Origin of the sequence: Spiroplasma gladiatoris (assembly GCF_004379335.1) — a bacterium.
Taxonomy (GTDB): Bacteria; Bacillota_I; Bacilli_A; order Mycoplasmatales; family Mycoplasmataceae; genus Spiroplasma_A; species Spiroplasma_A gladiatoris.
This window is the reverse complement of sequence record NZ_CP038013.1, coordinates 378041-399210: the sequence shown is the minus strand read 5'-3', so window position 1 is coordinate 399210 and position 21170 is coordinate 378041. Positions and strand designations below refer to the sequence as shown.

At 26.0% G+C, this 21170-nt stretch carries 19 protein-coding genes; all 19 read right to left on the bottom strand.

All coding sequences use genetic code 4. The features are described 5' to 3' along the window. Positions 1-27: 27 nt before the first annotated feature. Positions 28-978, bottom strand: a complete 951-nt coding sequence (fmt, locus tag SGLAD_RS01895) for a methionyl-tRNA formyltransferase (RefSeq protein ID WP_134297351.1) — start codon at positions 976-978, stop codon at positions 28-30. Then, positions 968-3049 carry a DUF2779 domain-containing protein gene (locus SGLAD_RS01890; protein ID WP_134297350.1) on the bottom strand — a complete coding sequence of 694 codons (2082 nt, stop codon included), beginning with the start codon at positions 3047-3049 and terminating at the stop codon, positions 968-970. The genes fmt and SGLAD_RS01890 overlap by 11 nt, the downstream gene beginning before the upstream one ends. A 120-nt stretch (positions 3050-3169) precedes the next feature. After that, positions 3170-3823 carry a hypothetical protein gene (locus SGLAD_RS01885; RefSeq protein ID WP_134297349.1) on the bottom strand — a complete coding sequence of 218 codons (654 nt, stop codon included), beginning with the start codon at positions 3821-3823 and terminating at the stop codon, positions 3170-3172. Between the two features lie 58 nt (positions 3824-3881). Next, complete coding sequence (mnmA, locus tag SGLAD_RS01880) at positions 3882-5003, bottom strand: tRNA 2-thiouridine(34) synthase MnmA (protein WP_134297348.1); 1122 nt, start codon at positions 5001-5003, stop codon at positions 3882-3884. Continuing rightward, positions 4993-6297: a hypothetical protein gene (locus SGLAD_RS01875; protein ID WP_134297347.1), complete on the bottom strand. Its 1305-nt coding sequence runs from the start codon at positions 6295-6297 to the stop codon at positions 4993-4995. Before SGLAD_RS01875 ends, mnmA begins: the two co-directional genes overlap by 11 nt. Before the next feature lie 60 nt (positions 6298-6357). Continuing rightward, on the bottom strand, positions 6358-7518 hold the full coding sequence (dnaJ, locus tag SGLAD_RS01870) for a molecular chaperone DnaJ (RefSeq protein WP_134297346.1): 1161 nt from the start codon (positions 7516-7518) through the stop codon (positions 6358-6360). 59 nt (positions 7519-7577) lie between these two features. Beyond that, complete coding sequence (dnaK, locus tag SGLAD_RS01865) at positions 7578-9368, bottom strand: molecular chaperone DnaK (protein ID WP_134297345.1); 1791 nt, start codon at positions 9366-9368, stop codon at positions 7578-7580. Between the two features lie 38 nt (positions 9369-9406). Next, positions 9407-10081 carry a hypothetical protein gene (locus SGLAD_RS01860; RefSeq protein ID WP_134297344.1) on the bottom strand — a complete coding sequence of 225 codons (675 nt, stop codon included), beginning with the start codon at positions 10079-10081 and terminating at the stop codon, positions 9407-9409. Between the two features lie 31 nt (positions 10082-10112). Continuing rightward, positions 10113-10736, bottom strand: a complete 624-nt coding sequence (locus SGLAD_RS01855; RefSeq protein WP_134297343.1) for a nucleotide exchange factor GrpE — start codon at positions 10734-10736, stop codon at positions 10113-10115. 3 nt (positions 10737-10739) lie between these two features. Next, positions 10740-11765, bottom strand: coding sequence for a heat-inducible transcriptional repressor HrcA (gene hrcA, locus SGLAD_RS01850; protein WP_134297342.1), 1026 nt, complete (start codon positions 11763-11765; stop codon positions 10740-10742). A gap of 60 nt (positions 11766-11825) precedes the next feature. Further along, positions 11826-13973: an ATP-dependent Clp protease ATP-binding subunit gene (locus SGLAD_RS01845; protein WP_134297341.1), complete on the bottom strand. Its 2148-nt coding sequence runs from the start codon at positions 13971-13973 to the stop codon at positions 11826-11828. 144 nt (positions 13974-14117) lie between these two features. Further along, positions 14118-14879, bottom strand: a complete 762-nt coding sequence (locus SGLAD_RS01840) for a hypothetical protein (RefSeq protein ID WP_134297340.1) — start codon at positions 14877-14879, stop codon at positions 14118-14120. Positions 14880-14945: 66 nt separating this feature from the next. Then, a complete protein-coding gene (gene hemW / locus SGLAD_RS01835) occupies positions 14946-16061 on the bottom strand; it encodes a radical SAM family heme chaperone HemW (protein WP_134297339.1) in 1116 nt (371 codons plus the stop codon). Beyond that, a complete protein-coding gene (locus tag SGLAD_RS01830) occupies positions 16040-17758 on the bottom strand; it encodes an MSC_0882 family membrane protein (RefSeq protein ID WP_134297338.1) in 1719 nt (572 codons plus the stop codon). The genes hemW and SGLAD_RS01830 overlap by 22 nt, the downstream gene beginning before the upstream one ends. A gap of 33 nt (positions 17759-17791) precedes the next feature. Further along, on the bottom strand, positions 17792-18058 hold the full coding sequence (locus SGLAD_RS01825) for a TIGR04561 family membrane protein (protein ID WP_134297337.1): 267 nt from the start codon (positions 18056-18058) through the stop codon (positions 17792-17794). 149 nt (positions 18059-18207) lie between these two features. Then, the gene (locus SGLAD_RS01820; RefSeq protein WP_134297336.1) at positions 18208-18699 is read right to left on the bottom strand and encodes a hypothetical protein; all 492 of its coding nucleotides are present in this window, start codon (positions 18697-18699) and stop codon (positions 18208-18210) included. A gap of 81 nt (positions 18700-18780) precedes the next feature. After that, a complete protein-coding gene (gene nadE, locus SGLAD_RS01815) occupies positions 18781-19515 on the bottom strand; it encodes an NAD(+) synthase (protein ID WP_425057118.1) in 735 nt (244 codons plus the stop codon). Next, positions 19511-20803, bottom strand: a complete 1293-nt coding sequence (gene obgE / locus SGLAD_RS01810) for a GTPase ObgE (RefSeq protein WP_134297334.1) — start codon at positions 20801-20803, stop codon at positions 19511-19513. The genes nadE and obgE overlap by 5 nt, the downstream gene beginning before the upstream one ends. A 5-nt stretch (positions 20804-20808) precedes the next feature. After that, on the bottom strand, positions 20809-21165 hold the full coding sequence (locus tag SGLAD_RS01805; protein ID WP_134297333.1) for a hypothetical protein: 357 nt from the start codon (positions 21163-21165) through the stop codon (positions 20809-20811). Between the last annotated feature and the right edge of the window lie 5 nt (positions 21166-21170).

Below are 21170 nucleotides of genomic sequence, written 5' to 3'. Positions count from 1 at the left end.
ATATACAAAAAAAGTTTTTATTGGTATTTATTTAAACATAGAAGTAGGTAAAAAAGGAGAATTTGAAAAATTATATAATCCTGCACTTCCCATTTTTTTGCCAGCTCTTTGTAATTCTAAAACTTTTAATATTCCATCTCCTGTTTGAACTATTATACCTTCGTTGTCTAAATTAATTATTTCTCCTGGCACAAAGATTTTCATTAATGAGATAAATATTTCATCCTCTTTAATTAATCTTGCTTTTTTTATTTTTATTCTTTCGTTATTTAAGAAAGTAAAAGCAATGGGACTTGGAGATTGTGATTTAATGAAATTTATTATTTCAACATTAGATTTTGACCAATCTATTTTTTCTTCTTGATTTGATAAATTATATGCAAAACTTGCTTTTGTTTCATCTTGTTTTACTCCTTGAATTTTATTTTCAAAAATATCAATTAAGTATTTTTCAATCATTTTATTTGCTAGACTTCCCATTTTTAAAAATAGACTTCCACTATCATCAGTATCTAATATATCAATTTTTTCTGTGACATAAATTTCTCCAGCATCCATTTGTTTTATCATTTTCATAAGAGTTACACCAGTTTGTTTGTCTCCATTCATAATTGCATACTGGATCGGACTACCACCACGATATTTAGGCAAAATTGATCCGTGAACATTTATACAATTTTTAAACAAATCTAAAATATTTTGTGGAATAAACTGACCAAATGCACAAGTTACTAAAAAGTCTGCTTTTAAATTTTTTATTTCTTCATAACTATCTTTAATTTTAATTGGTTGTAATATTTTATATTTTTTTTCTAAACTATATTGTTTTACTTCTGAAAACTTAATTTCTTTTTTTCTTCCAATAAATTTATCAGGTTGGGTTATAACTCCAACAATTTCTATATCAATTTTTTCTAGTCCTTTTAAAACATCAACTGCAATATTTGGAGTTCCACAAAATATAACTTTATACTTCATTTAATTTCACCTTTCTAATTCTTTCTACTATATCTGGTTTAGCTTCTTTTACAATTTCGATTATTTTTTGTAACACAACAACCATAGCTAAAGTATCACGATCACAATATAAAAGCATATCATTTTTGTAAAGTTGATCTCATTGTTCTTGACTAAAGGTTTGATCTGCATATCTTCTAAAAACAGAACTAGCTTTATCACCTTTATTAATTTTTAAATCTTTATAAGATAAAGAACTATCCAAAGTTGGCTGAGTAGTTTTTATAGAAGCAGAACCTCTAAAGTCGGGATGATAAATTAATCAATTACTCTTTGGTTTTTTAAAAAAGTCCATTAAATCAATTGTGTTTTCATAAATATATTTTAATGGTTTTAGATATTTAGGAAAAGCAGTCATCAAATCTTTTAAAACCATTCTTTCAAAAGATTTATTGTAAGCAACATACCTACCAGGACCTTTTGAAAAACAAGCTATTATAAATTGTTTTATAAAATCAGGTCTAGGATCTTCAATGCTACTTGCAATAAAATTATAATGATCCATAGTTTTATTAGGTTGATTAAAGTCATAATCTTCATCTTTTAAAATATGAATAGAAAATTGAAAAGGTATTTGTTGATAACTTTTTGTTTTATTATATTTTGGAATAGCTCATTTTGAAGTTTCAAAGTCATACATATATAAAGGGAAATCATAATATTCTCTTAAAACTTCTTCTAAAACATCAAGCTTTTCTAAATCAATTACATCGGTTGGATCTAAAACTTTATTATTTTTTAAATAAGTATTTGTTTTAATAATTATTTTTTTTAAATCATCATTAAAGTATTCTTTTAAACTAGGCTTTTCTAATTGTGTTAAGTCATTAAAAGTTAGACTTTCTAAATTTAGTTTATCAAATTGTCTAAAATATTTTGCTGCTTTTTGTTTGAATCTAGGAAGATTGAATAAAGTATAATCAGTTTTATCAAATCAATTGACCACATGTTTACAATATTTATTTTCTTCTAATTTCAAATCAAAGTTTTTGTAATCTATTTTATAAGTTCCACAAAGATCATTTTTTAATATGTTTTCGTTATCAAATGAATTAGAAATATCTAATAATATATCTTCAATATTAGTAGAGTATAATATACATTCAAACAATGTTTTAAAACTTATAGTTTTTTTATTTTTAGTAATTCTATTTTTAACATTAAATAAAATTTGGTAATTAATATCTTCTGGTTCGTTTGTGTTTTCTACTTCAAAATCATTTTCTAAAAATGGTTTAACTTCTTTTTCATAATCAACTTTTGAATCTAAATCCTCTAAATTTTCTAACAATACTAAAGGATGTTCTAAGCCTCGATAATAATCGTTATTTATCAAACATAACTTAACTTCCTTAATATTATAATTTTTGCTAACCACAATATATTGATATAGCAAGTCAAAGATATGTTCTTTTTTTTCTTTTGTTGAGGCTTTAACTTCTATAATTTCAAACTGATTATCTTGATTTTTTCAAAGCACATCGCATCTTGTTCTTAGTTTTCCACTAAAAACTTCAAAAGTGGGTTCGAAAAATAATTTATAATCACTGTCTAGTAATATTTCTTTTGTTTTGTTAGCAGATAGTTCGTAACCAAATTGTTGAAAATCAAAGTATTTAAAATTTGTTTTATTTTTTATGTTTTCTGATTCAAGTTTTTCAATAAAATATTCTCTAGCAGCTTGTCCAACAGCTTCTCCATCTAAAATTGTTTCAGCACTCATTGGTGATAACTCAATTCCTTCAAAACTTTCTAAGGTCTTTAATAAAGTTTCTTTTTGTTTTTCTTCTTCCTCTGAAAGATCTTCTTTGTTTAATAATTCACTATAAAGTTCTAGTGGGTCAAAACCAGATGAAGTATCAAAACCTCCATCATCTATTTCAGTTTTTAAAAAATATTCATAAACTTTTTGTTTTTTTAATTCCAAAGCTTTTTCAAAATTTGTAATATCATGAAATATTCAAGCTTCTTTATTACAAGATGTAAATCATTTTTTAAAATCTTCTTTCTTAACAACATTTTTTAAAATCATATAAATCCCTCTATTTCTTTATTATTATATAAAATATTTCATAAATAAATATTTTATATAATAACTTCTTTAATTAATAAAAAAATCTTTATGTTATTTAAATAGCATAAAGATTATAATTTATTTATTTCTTTTTGGAATAAATTTAACTGTTGTTGCTTTCAATTCACTTGCAACTCTAACATTTGGATTTGCTTTTTCTTTTGCTCTAACTTCTTTTAATTTAGCTTCTTTTGCTTTTAAATTAGCCTTAGCCTCACGACTTTTTACTAAACTTTCTGCTTTCATAATTTTTAATTCTTCTTTTGAAAGTTTTATTTTCTTTTCCGCAATAGCAATACGTTTTTTAGTATCTTCAATATCCAATTCTTTATTGACTTGTCAAGCTGTTGTATAAGTTTTTTTATCTGCTTTTGTTGTCATTCCTTCAACTTCATAAGCAGCAGTTTTTATCAATTCATTAGTTTTTGGCTCATACATTTGTACAATAACATCAAACACATCTCTATATTTATACTCTGGACCTTTACGAGCATAAACTTTTTCATATTCTAATTTAATATTTTTTAAATTTTGAGTCTGAGACAAGTAGTTTTTGATTTCTTCTTTAACTACTTTTTTTCTTTTAGCTTGTTCTTTTTTTTGAGCTTTTTTACTAGTTATTGATGAAATTACAATGAAAATAATTATTACTAGTACAATTACTGCAAAAATAATTGTTGTAGTAACATTACTTCCTCCAAATAAACCACCAAGACCATCTGCTAAAAACATATAAACATCTCCTTAATATATCATTTTGATTTTAACCTATTTATTTAGTTATGTTTGATTAAGTTAAAACTTTGTCAATTACTCCACCACCAAGACAAATATTATCTAAATATAAAACTGCTTCTTGACCCTCAGTGACAGCTCTTACTTCTTGATTATAAAATATTTGCAAAGTATTTTTATCTAGTAATTTAACAGTTACATTAACATCAGGTTGACGATATCTAAATTTAGCGGTACATTTAAAAGTATTTTCTAAAAAATATTCTGTAATTTCGTTAATAAAGTTAAATTCTTTAACAATACAACTGTTAGAATTTAAATATTTATCTTCACTTGCTTTTGAAACATATAAAATTTTATTTTTAATATCTTTTTTAGCAACATAGTAAGGTTCTTTTTGACCTCCTAAGTTTAATCCTTTCCTTTGTCCAATAGTGTAATACATTACACCAATATGTTCGCCAAGTATATTACCATTTGATATATCAATAATTTTTCCTGGTTGATTAGGAATATAATTTTGTAAAAAGTCAGTAAAATAACGCTCTCCAATAAAACAAATTCCTGTTGAATCTTTTTTTTCTGCTGTAATGAAATTATACTTTTTTGCAATATTTCTAACTTCACTCTTTTCTAGACTTTGTAGTGGAAATAAAGTTTTTGAAAGTTGAAATTGATTTAATTGACATAAAAAATATGTTTGATCTTTATTATTATCAACAGCTCTAATTAATTCATACTTATTATTTTCATTTTTATAATTAACACCTGCATAATGTCCCATAGCAATATAATCTGCATTTAAATTGTTAATTGCAAAATTCAAAAACTTATCAAACTTTATATATTTATTACAAAGAATATCTGGGTTTGGAGTTCTTCCTAATTGATATTCTTTTAAAAAATATTCAAATACATAATCTCAATACTCTTTTACAAAATCAATCCTATGTAATTTTATATTTAAAGTCTCTGCTACTTTAATTGCATCAAGATAATCTTGTTCTTGGGGGCAAATTTCTTCTAATTTATTTCCTAAAATATCATTATTTAAGTTACTGTCTCAATTTCTCATAAATAAGCCTTCGACTTGATAACCTTGTTCTTTTAATAAAGCAGCAGCAACTGATGAATCAACCCCACCACTTAAACCTACTATTACTTTTTTATTTTGCATTTTTGCTTCCTTTTTGTAATTTAAGCATTCTTTTTTCTTCTTTTTTTGCTATTTTTGCTATTTTTTTCATTTCTTTTGAGTTATTTAATCACGCTTCAAAATCATCATACTTTGAAGACTCTAAATTAAAATCATTGATAGACTTTGCGCTTTTAACAATATTTTCTACAAGAATTGTTGTATTAGAAGATTCACTGCTAAATGATGGTCCTTCATTGCTAAAGATTTTTTTTTCATTAATCACCTTTGTTCTAATAGCTCTATCTAAATCATCTGTTTGGTCATCAAGTTTAAAACTTAAATCGTTAATCACAGGAATGCTTCTAGCTGTAATTTCTTTATTTGAGTTATTATTATTATGTAAAGTTTCTTCAACTTTATTGTGTGCAACTTCATGATTAACAAGTTCTTCAACTTTATTGTGTGCAACCTCATGATTAGCAAGTTCTTCAACTTTATTGTGTGCAATTTCATGATTAGCAAGTTCTTCAACTTTATTGTGTGCAACTTCATGATTAGCAAGTTCTTCAACTTTATTTTCAAAGTTTTTCACTTCTAGTTCTAAATCTAAAATTTGATTGTTGATTGATTGTTGATTAGAATTACTTTCGTTAATGTTAATTTTATTTAAAAAATTTGTTTTTTCTAAATTTTCATTTTTATTAGTTTGTATATCATTTTGTAAAAAAATATTTTTTTCGATTTTATTTTCATAAATTTCATTTTTAATATCTTTGACTTCTAAATCAATTTCTTTTGAAAAAAATTCTTCGTTTGAATTAACTTTTTTATTATCTTCTAAAACTTCTAATGTTTCTAAATTATTAGTTTTATTTTCACCTTCAATTAATCGATAATTTTTAAAGTTATTTTTAAATTTTAAATTAACATTTAATTTATCAAGCATTATTTCTTTTAATTTTTGTTCTTTTATATAACTAAGCTGTCTTAATTTAATAATATCTGGTGGAAGTTGAGAGGGTCTTTTTACAATTCTTCTATCAACAATATTTAAAGTGTCAAATTGATTATTTCCTATGTCATTGCTTTTAAAACTTATTTCATTTTCTTCTTTTGGTGCAAAAAAATGCGAGTTAGCATTTTGTACAAGTGAAATTTTTGCAGAGTTTTTATTTTTAATATTAATTGTTTTTTCTAAATCAAAATTAGTTAAATCATCTTCAACTGTATTTTCAAATCAAACTTTTTCAACTGGAATAAAAGATTTTTTTTTAGTCAACTCAGGTTTGGAGTTACTTTTATTAATTTGTAATACTTTTATTTTTTCTGCCATAATATCACTCCTGTTTTATAATTATACATTAAAATGAAAATCAAAAAAATAGCATAAACGCTATTCTTTTAAATCATTAGTTGTTTTAAACTTATTAACTTTTAATAATTGATCAATTGCTTTTTTTTCTTCTGAACTAAGTTCGTTTGGAGTCACAATATTTACTTCTAATAACAATTCTCCTCTTTTAGAATTTTTTAATCCTTTATAAAGACCATGGTTTGGTACAGAAATAACATCTCCATTTTTAACTGACTTAGGCAATTTAACTGATAAAGGTCCATCTAAAGTATCTATAATAACTTCGTTTTTTAAAATCGCATCTAAGTAAGAAACATCAATTTTTGATTTAATGTCAAATTGATTAACAATATCAATATTTCTTGAAGCTTTTAAATAAACATCTGCATAAATGTGACCTTTTGGACCTCCATTTTTACCTTCATTACCTGAGTTTTTTAATAATATTTTTTGCCCAGGTGATAAACCTTTTGGAATTGAAATTTGAATAGTTTCTTTAGATTTTTTAACACCATTTCCTTGACAATTTTTGCAAGGGTGTTTATTTTCTTTTCCATTACCGTGACACTTTGGACAAGCTTGACTACTTTGAAACTTTGTAAATCCAAACTCTTGGACAACAGTTACCATTCCTGCTCCATCACAAACTTCACAAGTTTTTATATCATCTTTATTTTTTGCACCAACTCCGTTGCAATCTTTACATTTTGAAATTAAATCAAGTTCTACTTCTTTATCAACTCCAAATAATATTTCTTTTAAAGTAAGATGCATTTCTAATATTATATCTTTTCCTCTTGAAGGTGTTGGTCCTGATGAATTTTTAGAACCACCAAATCCACTTGATCTAGATTTTCCACCAAAAAAGCTTGAGAAAATATCTGAGAAAAAGTCTCCTGTTCCCCCGCCACTTCCAGACATGTTTGAGAAAAAGTCACCAAAACTACCAAAGTCACCAAAACCACCTTGACCCATTCCTTGTAAACCATCATGACCAAATTGGTCATAAGTTTTTCTTTTTTCTGGATCTAATAGCACCTCACAAGCTTCGGTTGCTTCTTTAAATTTTTCTTCTGCGTCATGGTTTTTATTAACATCAGGATGATATTTTTTTGCTAACTTACGATAAGCTTTTTTTATTTCATCTTCTGATGCATTCTTACTAACTCCAAGGACTTCATAATAATCACGTTTAGCCATATTGCACCTCACCTATTTTACAAAAAACAACTAAACTTAGTTGTTTATTTTTGTATAAATTATTTTTTTTCTGAATCATCTTTTTTATCATCTGTTGGTTGTTCGTTATTTTGATTTACTTGTTGAGCAGCCATTTCTGAAGCCATTTTCATAGCTCCTTCAAGCTCTTCCATTTTTTTCTCTAAAGCTTCATAATCTTCTTTTGCAATTAATTCACGAATTGATTTTGCTAGTTCTTCTGATTGTTTTTTTTGATCTTCAGAAACTTTATCAGCACTTTCTTTCATTGATTCTTCAATAATATTTAAATATGATTCTGCTTTATTTTTTAATTCCATATTTTTACGTTTTTTGCTATCTGCTTCTGCATTTTCTTCTGCTTCTTTAATCATTTTTTCAATTTCAGCATCGCTTAAAGCTCCTGAGTTTGAAATAGTAATACTTTTTTCTTCGTTAGTTTGTTTATCTTTTGCAGTTACAGAAACTATTCCGTTAACATCAATTTTAAATGTAACTTCAATTTGAGGCACTCCTCTTGGTGCAGGTTTAATTCCTGTTAATTGGAATTGTCCTAATGATTTATTGTCAGCAGCCATTGGTCTTTCACCTTGTAAAACATTGATGTCAACTGCTGGTTGATTATCAACCGCTGTAGAAAATACTTGTGATTTTTCTGTTGGTATTGTTGTATTTCTATTAATTAATGGTGTCATAACTCCACCCATTGTTTCAATTCCTAATGTTAAAGGAGTAACGTCTAATAATAATACTTCTGTTACATCACCAGCAAGAACTCCACCTTGAATAGCTGCACCCATTGCAACAACTTCATCTGGATTAATAGTTCTATTAGGTTCTTTTCCTAATAATGATTTTACTAAAGTTTGAACAGCTGGAATTCTAGTTGATCCTCCAACTAATAATACTTCATGAATATCTGTTGCTTTTAATTTTGATTGTTCTAAAGCATCCATTACTGGTTTTCTAGTTCTTTCAACTAAATCTTTTGTCATTTTTTCAAATTCACTTCTTGACAATTTTGAACTAAAGTTAACTGGCCCATTTTCATTCATTGCAATGAATGGTAAGTTAATTTCTGTTTCAACTTGACTTGACAAGTTAATTTTTGCTTTTTCAGCTTCATCTTTAAATCTTTGTAAAGCCATTTTATCTTTTGATAAATCAATGTTATATTCTTTTTTAATTTGATCTGCAATTCAGTCCATGATTCTTTCGTCAAAATCATCTCCACCAAGTTTGTTATCTCCAGAAGTTGCAAGAACATCATAAGTACCATCTGCTAATTCTAAAATTGATACGTCAAATGTTCCTCCTCCTAAGTCATAAACTAAAACTTTTTGTTCTTTATCTTGTTTATCAATACCATATGCTAATGCAGCAGCGGTTGGTTCATTAATAATACGCTCTACTTCAAGACCTGCAATTTTACCTGCATCTTTTGTAGCTTTACGTTGTGCATCATTAAAATATGCTGGAACTGTTACAACAGCTTTTGTAATTTTAGTTCCTAATTTATCTTCAGCATATTTTTTAATATAACGTAAAATTTCTGCAGAAATTTGTTCAGGAGTATAATCTTTACCTTCTAAATTTCTTTTATTACTTGTTCCCATTTCACGTTTAATTGAAATAGCTGTATTTGGATTTGTAACTGCTTGTCTTTTTGCAGCTCCTCCAACAATAATGTCGCCATTTTTAAATGCAACAACTGATGCAGTGGTTCTTTGTCCCTCAGGATTTTCTAAAACCATTGGTTGACCTCCATCCATTACTGCAACAACTGAGTTAGTAGTTCCTAAATCTATTCCTATAATTTTTTCTTTAGCCATAATTTAAACCTTCTTCCTTTTTTTAAATCAAATAATTCTTAATATATTCTTATTGTATCTGTATCGTCTGTGTCTTCTATGTCATCTGTGTCTGTGTTATCATTTTCATAATGAACTTCATAATCTTCATCCAACAGATCTTCAACATCTTCAACAATATCTTCAATAGCATCAAAATATTCTTCAATTACATCAAACTTTGTTGAAATTTTTTCAAAGTTTTTAATTAATTTTTGTAGTGGTTGTAATTGTCTAATTTGATTTAAAGATTCTTCTTTAAAATCGTCAAACAATTCATTAAAATCTTTAAATTCTTCTAAAAAGTTTTCACATTTACCACTTACTTTATTAATTAATTTAATTAAATGTTCTTTATAAACACTTGTTTTATCTTTTGGTTTGTATTTAAAAGAATCTTTATTTTTATTTTTTCTTTTAAAATTGAAATCTTTAAAAGCTTCTTCAATATTAATGCTAGTATATTTTTTTACCTCTTTTGATAATTCTTCTTTTAATTTATAAACTTTTTTATGATATTTACAATCACATTTATTTATTAAATCATCACAAAAGTGATAATTTCCTATTATATAATGTATTGCTTTTTTACCTTCGCATTCAATTGAAGCATTTTTACAGTTCATTTTGCAATCTCTTGCAGCTGATTTAATTTCCTTAATTAAATCTTTAAGTTTCTCTTTATCTTTATTCATTTTCATTTACCTTTAATTATATAAATATTTTTTATTTTGCAACTTTTACAACTGCATGTTTGATAACTCTATCATGTAGCTTATATCCATTTGAAACTATCATAGCAATTTGTCCTGTCTTAACATTTTCTGCTTCAATTTGGTCAATTGCATTATGCAAGCTTGGATCTAAATCGTCTCCAATTTTTGTTACTATCATATTTAATCCTGCATTTGTTAAAGCATGGTCAATTTGATTCATAATCATTTCAAATCCCATTAAATAATTTTTTACTTCAGGATTATCTGGGCTAGTTTTTAAAACCGATCTAAACATATCAATCGCTGGTAATAATTCTGATGCTAGTTTTTCTCCACCATATTTTTTAACAGCAGCAGATTCATTTTGATATCTTCTAACAGTATTTTGGTTATCTGCTATAGCCATAAGTTTAGCTTCTTGAAGTTCTTCATTTTTTTCTACTAAGTTAACAAATTCTAATTCTAATAGTTCAATATCTGTTAATTGTTTTTCTTCACTATCATTTTGTGTTTTTTGCTTTTTATCTTTAGTTTTATTTTGATCATTTTCATCTTCATTATTATTTCCATTGTTTAGTTGTTTTTTCAAAGATTCAATTAGATCAAAAACTTTTTTATATTCTTCGTTTTTCATTTTTTACTCCTCTCCTTGGTTGAACTTTTCTTCGATTTTATGACCGATTCATTCTAATAGGTCAGAAACTTTATCGTATTGTATTCTTTTTGGTCCCACTAATGCTAAAGTTCCTTTTCCACCGTTTTGTGTTGGAAAATTTGTTCCAACAACAGCAATATCATCATTACCAATTCCAGTTTCAAAGCCAATGGCAACAGCTGGTTTAGAATGATTCTTTAGATGAGTTTGAAATCACACAAACGGAGAAGCTCCTTCAATAAATTCAATAATACTTTTAATCTTATTAGGATCATTAAATTCTGGATTTTCTAATAAGTATTTCATTCCACTAGTTTTAAGTTGTGATGTATTTCCAGTGTGTAATAAAGCACTTACAAATGTGTGTAGAACAAACTCATATTTTTTAACTTGCTCTTTTAAAATAGGAAGTATAGCTTTTGCTTTAAACTCAATTTCTTGAATTTTTGAGTCAGTCAACCTATCATTAAATAAGTCGATTGATATTTTTAGTTCTTCTAATGATATTGCTTCCAAATTAATAGTTTTGTTTTCTATACTTCCATTTGACAGGATAAATAATACAACAGCACTTTGCTTTGAAAGCATTACTAGTTCAACTCTTTTAAGTCGAGTTTCTTCAATATCTTCACTTGTTGAAACAACTGTTGCCAGTTTAGTCAATTCACTTAAAATTTTTGATGTTTGATCTAAAACTTGATCTATTGTTACACCACGTTTTTGAAATATTTCTTCAATTTGTAACTTAACATCTTCAATGTCATTTTTTTTCATCAAATTATCAACATAATATCGATAACCTTTTGTTGATGGTACTCTTCCTGAAGAAGTGTGTGCTTTTTCTAAAAAACCTTGTTCTTCTAAAAAAGCAGACTCGTTTCTAATTGTTGCAGAGGATATGTCAACAGACATAACTTCTTGTATTCTTTTTGAACCTACAGGAGAAGCTGTTTTTATATATTCTTCAATAATCAATCTAAGAATAATTTCTTGTCTATTACTTAACATAAAAATTCCTCCTTAACAATCCTTTTTTAGTGTACCAATAGCACTTAGAGTAGTCAAGTGCTAATTTAATTTATTTGCACTTGATATTGTAAAATGATCATTTTTAACATCAACAACATAATTTCTTTTTGGTTCAATTTCACTTGAAACAATTGCTTTTGCAATTAGAGTTTCAAGATTTTTTTCAATGTAACGCTTAATTGGTCTTGCACCAAACTCTCTATCATAACCTTCTTTTAAAATTTTTTCTACACTTGCTTCTGAAAAGTTAATTATATAATCACCATTATCTAAAATTCTTGCCTTAAGTTCTACTAAAGTTTTTTCAATTATTTCTCGAATAACTTCTTTTGATAATGGATTAAATCTTACAATATTATCGATTCTATTTAAAAATTCAGGTCTAAAGAATTTTTTTAACATATCTTCAATTTGTTTGTCTTCTATTAACTCAGGATTTGTAGTCATTAAATAATCTGAACCAATATTAGAAGTCATTATTATAATTGTATTTTTAAAATCAATTGTTTTTCCAAGCGAATCAGTAATTCTTCCATCATCTAAAATTTGTAATAATACATTGAACACATCAGGGTGGGCTTTTTCAACTTCATCGAATAAAACAATTGAGTAAGGATTTCTTCTTACAGCCTCTGTAAGTCTACCTCCTTCTTCGTATCCAACATAGCCTGGTGGAGAGCCTATTAATTTAGACACTGAGTGTTTTTCCATATATTCACTCATATCTAATCTGACCATTTTTTTATCACTACTAAATAGTTGTTTAGCTAAACTTCTTGCTACTTCTGTTTTTCCAACTCCAGTTGGTCCTAAAAACAAGAAACTACCAATTGGTTTTTCTGGGTTCTTAATTCCACTTCTACTTCTTAAAATTGCTTCACTAACAACTTTTATTGCTTCAGGTTGTCCTTTTACCATTTTTCTTAATGATGTTTCCAACCCTAATAGTCTTTGTTTTTCAGATTCCATTAAGTTTTCAATTGGTATTCCAGTTCATCTACCAATAATTGTTGCAATTTCTTTTTCTGATACTTCTTCAGACATTAACTGATTTTCATCATCTTTTTCTGCTTTTTTCAATTGTTTATCAATTGCTGGTAGTAATGAATACTGAATTTCTCCGGCTCTTTCGAACTTACCTTCTGCTTGAGCTTGATCTAATTCTGTTTTCAACTGATCCATTGTCGAACGCAATTGATTTATTTTTTCATGAGCTTTTTTTTCAGTTTCTCATTTTTCTGTTAAATTTTGTTGTTTTGTTTTGTAATTAAGTAGTTCTTTTTCATTAATAGCAAGACGTTCTTTTGATTTTTCGTCTGTTTCTTTACTTAAAGCAGCTCTTTCAATTTCTAATTGCATAACTTTTCTATCAATTTGATATAACTCTGTTGGGACTGATGCAAGTTCTGTTTTAATTGTTGCACTAGCTTCATCCACTAAGTCAATTGCTTTATCTGGTAAAAAACGATCTGCAATATAGCGATCGCTTAATTGAGCTGCCGCTACTAATGCGTTATCATGAATTCTTACTCCATGATATGTTTCAAATTTTTCTTTCAACCCTCTTAAAATAGATACAGTTTCTTCTACGGAAGGTTCAGAAACCATAACTTTTTGAAACCTTCTTTCTAGTGCAGCATCTTTTTCAATGTATTCACGATATTCTTTTAAGGTAGTTGCACCAATCGCTTTTAATCCGCCTCTAGCTAATGCTGGTTTTAATAAGTTTGAAACATCCATTCCTCCCCCGTTACCAGTTTTTCCAGCTCCAACTATTAAATGAAGTTCGTCAATAAATAATATAATTTCTCCATTTTCTTTTTGTATCGCATTTACTATACCTTTTATTCTTGCTTCATAATCTCCTAAGAAACTAGCACCTGCCATAACACTTCCCATGTCAAGTTCTAATATTCTTTTATTTTTTAAAATACTTGGAACATCACCTTTATTAATTCTTTGCGCTAATCCTTCTGCAATTGCTGTTTTACCAACTCCAGGTTCACCAACTAATACAGGGTTGTTTTTAGTTTTTCTACTTAAAATTCTAATTACTCTCATTATTTCATCATCTCTACCAATGATTGGGTCAATTTTCCCTTCTTTAGCATCCTTTGATAAATCCCTAGTATATTTTTTTAAAATTTCTGGATCATTTAAAGGATCTGGTTTTTGTTGAAAATCCATATATACCTCCTGATTAGCACTCTTTACTATCTATTGCTAATCAATAATATAATACATTTGTTTTTAGCAATGTCAATACTTAAGTGCTAAAAAATTAAAATAAAAAACAAAGTTAAACTTTGTTTTCAAGGAATAATAGAATAATTAGTGTTTTGAGGCAAAGTTAATATCATCTATATTATTATTAATAAAATGAATAATTAACTGCATTGCTGTTGAAAATAATAAATGTTTATATTTTTTCTTATTTTCGCGCAATGATTTGCCTTTTTTAATCGCTTCTCTTTGGATCATAAATATTTTTGTAGCTAGGATTGGTACTTCTAAAATTTTTTTCATTTTATTCCTTGAATCTAAATCTTCTAAAGATAATGACATCAAAGTGTTAACCAGATACTTTTGATCATAAGTAAGATCAAAACGACAATCTTTTAAAACATGATAATTAATAATATAATTTATAATGCTTCAATCAAGTTGGTTAGTTTTACTAACTTGTTTAACATATTCTTGATCTAAACTCAACCAAATATTTGGATTATATCTAATATAAATTAAAAACAATTGACAATAAATATTAAGTTTGAACATACTTTCATAATCAACTTGATTTTTGAATTTATTTTCAAATAAAACATTATTAGTTTTAGCAATTAGTTTAAGTAAATGCTTTATTTTAGAGTTAGGAAACTCATTTTTAATATGATTGTTTATCAAATCAAAATCATTTGATAATATTGAGTAATTTAATAATCTAAAGTATTTATTTGTAATTTTATTTTTAATTAAATTAGAGTTTACAAAAAAAGCTAAATTTTCTTCATTTTTATAAACTAAATTTAATTTTGTAAAATAAAAAGAACTACTAATATCCTTTATATTTTTATGTTGCAATTCATTTATCATACTTATTTTTCCTTCCTAATAATATAATCGAAAAAAAAATACAAAAAATTACTAATTTTTTGTATTTTATAAAAGTTCAACTAAAATCTCGTTTAAAATATCATAACCTTTTTTAGTACATTTTATAAAATTTGCTTCTTTAACAAGTCAACCTTTATTGATGATATTGTTTAGTTTTTCTTCAAAATATTGGTAAGCTAATATATTTTTTTCTAATGTTATATCGATTCCTTCAACTAATCTTAATCCCATCATAAAAATTTGAAAGTAATAATCTTGAGTTGAAACTAGTTCAAATTGTTTTTTATAATTTAAAACATTTCCTTTATTGTTTGTTAAGTAATATTTACCTTCAATTTGTTCAAAACCAGAAGCTCCAAAACCAACTCCTACAAATAAAGAATTATTTCAGTAATTTAAATTATGTTTTGAGAATTTTTGATTTAAACAATAATTAGATATTTCATATCTTTGATAACCTAAACTGCTTAAATTTTTATTAATGTGCTCATCAAAATATTCATCATTTAAAGGTTTTTTAAAATTCTTTTTACCTCAAATTGATTCATCTTTAATAATTAATGAATATCATGAAATATGGTCTGGTTTTAGTTCCTTAATAAAATCAATGTCAGTTTTAATGTGTTCTATTTTTTGATTAAAAAGATTGTACATTAAATCAATACTAATATTTTCAAAACCAAAAAAACGAGCTAATTTATATTTTTCGATTGCAATTGAATTGTCATGAATTCTACCAATTTTTTTTAATAAATCATTATCAAAAGTTTGTATTCCAATACTTAAACGATTAATATTGTATTCTTTATATAATATTAAATTTTGCTCGTTGATTGATTCAGGGTTTAATTCGATACAATATTCAAATTCATTTGTGTTTTTAGAATATTTTTTTAATATTTCAAGCATTCTTTTTGTATCAATTGGGTCCAAGCAACTTGGAGTACCTCCTCCAATATAAATTGTTTCAAGATCATTTAATTTATCATTATAAGAATTCAACTCAACTTCAAGATTATTTAAATAAGTTTCAATATTTTTTTTATCTTTAGGTTTTATAACTTTTGCAAAATCACAATAAAAACAAATATGTTCACAAAACGGAATGTGAACATATAAACTATTAATTTTTCTATCTATTAATTTTTGACTCTTTGTCATGGGTTAAAACTTAATCCTTTTTTCTTTCTAATAATTAATCAAGGAATAATAATTGCAAATAATATTATGCAAGTTATCACTAAAAATATTATTAAACAAATTTTATTTGCTCTTTTTTTAATTGCAATTATTTCATGTTGAGGAATGATTTCGTATCCATAATAACTAATGATATTATTTTTTCTACTTCTTGAAGTAATAATATTTAAAATATGAACTCCAAAAACAGAAATTAAAACAATGATGTTTACAACAATATCAGATTCAAATGATTTTGTTTGACCAATTTTTCAAAAGAAAATTGTTATTGATTCATCTGGGTGTTCTTTATATAAAGCTTGTAATCCATATAAAATTCCTAAACAAATAGCTCCAACTATATAAGTTGAAAAACCAATTCAATTAATATAAACACCTCTAGAAATAATTGAACGATAATTTCTAGTAATAAAATAAGGTACTAATTCTCTACCATTTAATAAATCTCGCTCATATTTCCTTACATTTGAAATTAACAAAGTATAATCTGTAATACTTACAAAGAAAAAACCAATTGAAATTAATAATAAAAAGATAGAAAAGAAAGGATAAATTGTTTGTTTTCTAGTAAATATTCATCAACTTGGATTTTGATCTGTAGTATTGTAATAAATTGCTAACATCAATGAAGTTAAAATTATTCCTGAAAATCCAATCATAAATAATAATGCGTTTCTTAGTTTCTCAGATTTAATTTCTTTAGCTATTTCTCTAGGAATTATATTTGTTTTACTAAATTTTTGCTTATATGTAGCATTTTCATAACGATGATAATTATTAGCTGGACTCATTTGATAACCAACAAATTGATCTCTAAAATAATTATCTGGTTGAATAAAATTACTTGGTGCTTGACTATATTGTTGAACTCTATTCAAATTTAAACTTTGTTCTTCATTTGAACCATTTCTTTGAAAATTTTGTTGACTAAGTTGATTGTAATAATCAGAGCTATTATACTTTAAATGATGATTATATTGATTATTTTGAACACCTTGATGCATGTTTGGGTCATAAAAATTACCATAATTAATATTATTTAAATTATCAAAATCTAAAGCTGGTTGTTGAAGTGGGTTTTCATTATAAAAGTTATTTGGATGTCTATTTGATTTTGGAAAACTATTATTATCTGGTTGCAAATAACCTTGTTGGGCATTTGGATAATTCATTACATGATTATTCAATTGATACATTTGGTTTTGTTGATGAATTTGGTTTTGTTGGTACATGTTATTTGGTTGATACATTTGGTTTTGATGATGCATTTGGTTTTGATGATGCATTTGGTTTTGTTGGTACATGTTATTTGGTTGATACATTTGGTTTTGATGATGCATTTGAACTTGTTGATTAATCATTTGATCATTATTTATAAAACCATTCATATTATTTCTATTATCATAATTTATCATTGAATTAACATTATCATTAGAATATTGATTTTTTTGTTGAATCAATTGTTCTTGATACATATTAGTTTTATCAAAAACATTATCATTAAATTGATTGTTTTGATTATTAAAGTTGCTATAAGGATTATTTTGACTTTGGATATTACTATTTTGTTGAGATGGAACACTAAAATTATCAGCTTGATTTTGCTGATTTATATTGTTTCCAATTATTGAACTAGTTAATTTTTTTAGCACACTCATAAAAAAAGCCCCTTTTTTATGAACATATATATATTATTTTATCTTCAAGTTTTTTCGTATTTTCTTAACTTTAGCAATCTCAACTTCAAAATCATTTCTTAAATTTTCAAAACGATCTAATCTTTTGAAATCTTGTGCAGATACTTCTTCTTTTTCAAAAACAAATTTACGATTTTTTTTAAATAGAACGAAAAAGTATATTGATAAACTTGCTATTCCTATTAATGCAAAAATTACAAGAATTAATCATAAAGGAACTTCTAAAGTTAATAATTTAAAAACTGTTTTAGCTAGAAACATTTTTTTCACCTTTTATATATAAGCCCATAAATTGCAAATTTCCCTATCTACAATCACAATAATAATAACATATTTGTAAAAAATTTAAAATTATTTTGGTAAAGATATGATACAAAAAAACACCATTTATATGGGTTTTTAAAAATATTTTATTCTCAACTAACAACTAGTGCGTCAATAATATCGTTCTTTCACTCTTCAATATCAATGTCATTTACAAAAAAATCAATAAATTGGTCTTTAAAAGTAACTATTAAGTTTATTGAAAAGTCAGCTTCTTCGATTTCTAATTCTTTTAATTTATCTAATAAAACCTGAGGATATTCAGGATTAAAAGCTATTGATTCAGTACAATCTTCTGCAAAATCTTGAGCTTTATCTTCTTCAGATAATCATCCCATTAAAGAAGCATAAATTTCTTCTTCTCCAATTGGTGCACTTTTAATAATTTTTGCTTTTTCTTCTAAAGATAAGTCTTTGTTTTTTTCGTCTTCAAATACACGATCTATTTCTTCTCCAAAATTTAAAATAGCAAAGTATAAACTCATACCAGCAATTAGTTCTTCAAACATTTTATCTGCAATTTCATCATCTAAATTATCTATAAATTCACTAATATTATTTGCTTGTTGATCTGTCATTTTTCAATTCTCCTTGTTTAAATAATTATCTATTAAAAACACTATATAGTCAAAGAAATAAATTATATTTTGTAAATAAAACTAATTCTTTTTATTAGGCATTGGTGCTGCAATTCTTTTATGTTCAGAAATTTTATGCAACTGATCAACTCTTTTTTTAACTTGTTCATCAACTGGTTTATTTAGTAGATAATCATCGATTAAATCATAACCAAAACCAATTTCTTGTTCATCTGTTTGATCTTCTCACAAACTTGCAGTTGGTGCTCTATTAATTATTGATTCAGGCACACCTAGAATTGATGCAGCTTGTTTAACTTCTCTTTTTAAAAGGTGCACTATTGGTAATAAATCAACTCCACCATCACCAAATTTTGTAAAATATCCTAAATGTCATTCGGCTCAATTATCTGTACCTAATACTAAATAATTATTTGTTTGAGCAAAAGAATATAATGTTGTCATTCTTAATCTTGCTTTACTATTTGCTAGAGCCAATTTTGATTGTTCCATTTTTGATTCGTTTAAAGCAGTTTTAAAACTTTCAAAAACTGGTTTTAAATCAACACTTACGTATTTTAATTTTAAACTTTCAATTAAATCATTTTTACACTGTTCATCTAATTGACTTGATTGACAAGGCATTCAAACTGTTAAATAATCATTTGGAAATGCTTTTTTACCAAGTGCAGCAACAACAGCCGAATCAATACCTCCACTAATACCAATAATAACTCCTTTTTGATTTGCTTTTGTAACTTGTTCTTTTATTCAATCGACTAAATAATCTAAATAATCTTTTAACTCCATATTAATCCATCCATTCTAATTCAATATCAAATATTTTTACTATATCTCCTTTTTGTGCTCCTTTTTTTCTTAATAAATCATAAGCGCCAAGTCTTTTTAATTTTTCATTAAATAATAAAAGATTGTCATGAGTAGAGATTGGTGTTTTTTGATATACTTTAAAAACATCTTTTCCTTCAATACTTCATTTTCCATTTCCTAAATTATTAACAATTACATCTTTTAAATCACCTTCAAAAGTGTATAATTTAAAGTCACTTTCAACATCTTCTTTGATTAATCAAAGTGGTTCATCTTTTACAATTTCAAGTTTGTCTCCAATTTCTAATAATAATTGATCGATATTAGTTTTAGTTAAACCTGAAACTTCAATAATTTTTTTATCTTTAAAGTGTTCTTTGAAGTATAAAATATTTATTTTAGCTTCTTCAGTGTCAATTTTATTAGCAACTATAATTTCTAAACGTTTATCAAGTTTTAAATTATAATCTAATAATTCTTTTCTGATTAATAAATAATTTTTAATAACATCTTCAGTACCATAATTTCCTGACATATCAATAACATGACAAATTATTTTACATCTTTCAATATGTCTTAAAAATTCATGTCCTAAACCTTTTCCTAAACTAGCACCCTCTATTAAACCAGGTAAGTCTGCAACAACAAAAGATCTGCCTTTTTTATCAATCGAAACTCCTAATTGTGGATTTAATGTTGTAAAAGGATAATCAGCAATTTCTGGTTTTGAGTTGGAAATTGCTCTTAGCAAAGTTGACTTACCTGCATTAGGTAACCCTACAAATCCAACATCTGCAAGTACTTTTAATTCTGCTTTAATATTTATTTCAACACCAAGATCTCCTGCTTCAAAAATGGTTGGAGCTTTATTTCTTGAGTTTGCGAATCTTGCATTTCCTCTTCCACCTTTTCCACCATATGCAAGAATTTTTTCTTGTCCATCTTCTGTGAAGTCTGCTAAAAATTCGTTAGTTTTTTCGTCAAATAAAACTGTTCCTACAGGGACTCTTATAACAATATCTTTTCCATTTTTTCCATGACGATTTTTAATATCACCTTTGTGTCCATTTTCAGCAGCATAAAACTTTTGTAATTTTAAGTCTAATAGAGATGATTTTCCTTCATCAGCTCTAAAAATAACATCGCCGCCTTTTCCACCATCGCCACCATTTGGACCACCATTAGCAACATATAATTCATGACGAAAAGAGACAGCGCCATCGCCACCTTTTCCTGATTTAATATTAAAACTAGCTAAGTCAACAAATTTCATTTATATTATTCCTCTTCTTCTTGACCTATATTTGAAATGTGAATTTCATTGTTAAGAAGTTGATCATAACAATTATCACAAACAAATGTTGGTACTCCAATTGAAGAATTATAGTCATCAACTTCTTGTCACAATTTAATTGGAGACTCTATTAATTTATCAAGTTCTTCATCACTAATATCTGGATTTTCTTCATATGCTTCATGTGCAATTTGTCCGATTGTTTTTGGTGCGTTAATTGCAGTGTAAGCTATTTCATCAATTCCACAAACACTACATGTAATTCCAAATAATTGCATCATCACATTTTTATTATCTTCAAACTTTTTAAAATCTTCTTTTATAAATGTTGTTTTTTTCATTATAA